This is a genomic window from Pedococcus sp., assembly GCF_036554925.1.
Taxonomy (GTDB): Bacteria; Actinomycetota; Actinomycetes; order Actinomycetales; family Dermatophilaceae; genus Pedococcus_A.
This window is the reverse complement of the sequence record NZ_DATBMI010000071.1, coordinates 1-2868: the sequence shown is the minus strand read 5'-3', so window position 1 is coordinate 2868 and position 2868 is coordinate 1. Positions and strand designations below refer to the sequence as shown.

Sequence of the window (2868 nt, the reverse complement as noted above, 5' to 3'; positions counted from 1 at the left end):
CGGCGACGCGGGCGTGCCGTTCATCTACAAGTCGTCCTACGACAAGGCGAACCGATCCTCGGTGCGGTCGTACCGCGGCCCCGGCCTCGCCCAGGGGCTCCGGATTCTCCAGAAGGTCAAGGACGAAACCGGGCTCGCCGTGCTCTCGGACGTCCACGACGTGTCGGAGGTCGCGCCGGCCGCGGAGGTGCTCGACGTCCTGCAGGTGCCCGCCTTCCTCTGTCGCCAGACCGATCTCATCCTGGCCTGCGCCCGGAGCGGGCGCCCGGTCAACGTGAAGAAGGGGCAGTTCGTGGCGCCGCGCGACATGCGCAACGTGGTGGAGAAGGTTCGCTCGGCGGGCAGCGAGGACCTCCTGCTGACCGAGCGTGGAACCAGTTTTGGTTATAACAATTTGATAGTGGACTTCCGGGGCCTTCCCATCATGCGTGAGCTCGGGTATCCGGTCGTCTTCGACGCGACCCACTCGGTGCAGCTGCCGGGCGGGGAAGGGGACCGCTCGGGCGGCGAGCGCCGCTACGTGCAGGCCCTCGCCCGGGCCGCGGTCGCGGTCGGCGTGGACGCGCTCTTCATGGAGATGCACGAGGATCCCGACCGCACCCTCGAGGACGGCCGGCCCCTCTCGGACGGCCCCAACATGCTGCGCCTGGACGATCTCCCGCGGCTGCTCGAGGAGCTGGGGGCGATCGCGGCGGGGCTCGGGACGGCCTGATGGATCGCGCGCGCATCCTGGGGCTGGCCGAGCGGGTGCTGCGCCTCGAGGCGGAGAGCGTGCTCGGGCTCCTGCCGCGGCTCGACGATCGCTTCGTCGAGGCGGTGGCCCTGCTCCACCGCTGCCGGGGGCGCGTGATCGTCACCGCCATGGGCAAGTCGGGCATCATCGGACGCAAGATCGCGGCCACCCTCGCGAGCACCGGCACGCCCGCCTACTTCCTGCATCCCGCCGAGGGCGTGCACGGGGACCTGGGCATGGTGGCGCGCGGCGACGTGGTGCTGGCCGTGTCCAACTCGGGCGAGACCGACGAGGTCCTGGCGGTGTTGCCCGCGATCAAGCGGCTCGGGCTGCCCCTGCTGCTCCTCACCGGCGACCCGGCCTCCACGCTGGCCCGGCAGGCCGACGTCGTGCTGAACGTGGGCGTGGCCGAGGAGGCCTGCCCCATGAACCTGGCCCCGACCTCGAGCACCACTGCCGCGCTCGCGATGGGCGACGCCCTCGCGATGGCGCTGCTGGACGTGCGCGGCTTCGGGCCGGACGACTACGCGGCCCTGCACCCGCGGGGCACGCTTGGCTGGAAGGCCCTCTTCCGGGTCGCCGACCTCATGCACACCGGCCCCGCGGTGCCGGTCGTTCCCGAGCAGGCGACCATGAAGGAGGCCATCGAGGAGATGAGCGACAAGGGCCTCGGCATGACCACGGTGGTGGACGGGGCCGGGCGGCTGGTCGGCGTGGTCACCGACGGTGATCTGCGGCGGCAGCAGCTCGCACACGGTCCGGCGCTGCTCGAGCGGCGGGTCGGCGAGTGCATGACCCGCCAGCCCAAGGTCATCCGGGAGGACGAGCTGGCCGCCCGGGCGCTCGCTTTGATGGAGGGCCGCATCACCAGCCTGGTGATCGTGGGCCCGACCGGGGCGCCCGCCGGCGTGATCCACCTCCACGACATCCTGCGCGCCAAGATCGTGTGAGGGCCGCGCCCCGGGCCTCCCGCGTCCGCCTGCTCGTCCTCGACGTGGATGGTGTGCTCACCGACGGCGGCCTGTTCGTGAGCGCCTCCGGCGAGGAGACCAAGCGCTTCCACGTCCACGACGGCCTCGCGATGGTGGCCGCCCGCAAGGCGGGTCTCACGATCGCGGTGCTCTCCTCGCGCGCGTCCGCGGCGGTCACCCGGCGCATGGCCGAGCTCGGCGTGAGCGAGGTGCACCAGGGCGTGGCCGACAAGGCGGGTGCGCTCGATGCCCTGCGCGAGCGCCTCGGGCTGGCCGCCTCCGCGGTCGCCATGATGGGCGACGACCTGTCGGATCTGCCCGCGATGGCCCGCGCCGGCCTCGCGCTGGCGCCCGCCAATGCCGTGCCGGAGGTCAAGCGCGCCGCGCACTGGGTGGCCCGCCGTCGTGGGGGTGACGGTGCCGTGCGGGAGGCCGTCGAGATGCTGCTAAAGGCCCGTCGCGCTTGGCCGCCTCCGGCCTAGTCCTCGGTCGTCCGTTCTTCGTTTGCCTCGACCGCGAAGACTGTGTTAGCGTGGCATGGAGCTTGCTATGAGGAAGGCCCCGTTCATAGTTCTGACGTTCGTCGTGATATTCGTATCCGTGGTGGTGGGCGTGCTCGTCCACCGGGCCCGGCTACCTCGGACGATCCCCGTCGAGGCCGCCACCACGAATGCCGACTACCGGCTCAAGCAGGTGCGTCTGCAGGAGACGGGCGGTGACGGGTCGCGCTGGCAGCTCGACGCCGAGTACTCCGAGACCTTCGAGGAGCACAACACGACGACGATGAAGAAGGTGGTCATCAAGGTGGACGAGCGCTCCAAGAGCCTGGCGAAGCCGCGCACGTGGACGGTGACCGGCGACGAAGGTCAGCTCAACCAGGAGACCAAGGACGTCGAGCTGCGCGGCAACGTGGTCCTGATCTCGAGCGACGGCCTCCGGCTGGAGACCGACCGGCTCCGCTGGGCCGCCGAGGAGCAGCGCGCCTGGACCGACGCGCCGGTGACGATCTACCAGAACGGCACCGTCGTGCGCGGGACCGGCTTCGAGTCGCGGGTGGCCGAGGAGACCACGCGCATCAAGGGCCGCGTGCGCGCCATCTTCAAGCGGAGCACTTCCCCCGAGGGGGCCAGGCCCGGGCGCTCATGAGGCGACGCCTCACGCAGG

4 protein-coding genes are annotated in these 2868 nt (G+C 71.4%); all 4 read left to right on the top strand.

What is annotated here, in order from left to right; all coding sequences use genetic code 11:
• Positions 1–712 (top strand): 3-deoxy-8-phosphooctulonate synthase (kdsA, locus tag VIB11_RS06280; protein WP_332029436.1); only part of this gene is annotated, 712 nt, incomplete at its 5' end.
• A complete protein-coding gene (locus VIB11_RS06275; protein WP_332029435.1) occupies positions 712–1683 on the top strand; it encodes a KpsF/GutQ family sugar-phosphate isomerase in 972 nt (323 codons plus the stop codon). The genes kdsA and VIB11_RS06275, both read left to right, overlap by 1 nt.
• Positions 1680–2186, top strand: a complete 507-nt coding sequence (locus VIB11_RS06270; RefSeq protein WP_332029433.1) for an HAD-IIIA family hydrolase — start codon at positions 1680–1682, stop codon at positions 2184–2186. The genes VIB11_RS06275 and VIB11_RS06270 overlap by 4 nt, the downstream gene beginning before the upstream one ends.
• Before the next feature lie 55 nt (positions 2187–2241).
• A complete protein-coding gene (gene lptC / locus VIB11_RS06265) occupies positions 2242–2850 on the top strand; it encodes an LPS export ABC transporter periplasmic protein LptC (RefSeq protein WP_332029431.1) in 609 nt (202 codons plus the stop codon).
• Positions 2851–2868: the final 18 nt, after the last annotated feature.

Bases quoted from the DNA above. Each gene is read 5' to 3' on its own strand.
- VIB11_RS06275 (WP_332029435.1), top strand. From the start codon at position 712: ATGGATCGCGCGCGCATCCTGGGGCTGGCCGAGCGGGTGCTGCGCCTC.
- lptC (WP_332029431.1), top strand. From the start codon at position 2,242: ATGGAGCTTGCTATGAGGAAGGCCCCGTTCATAGTTCTGACGTTCGTC.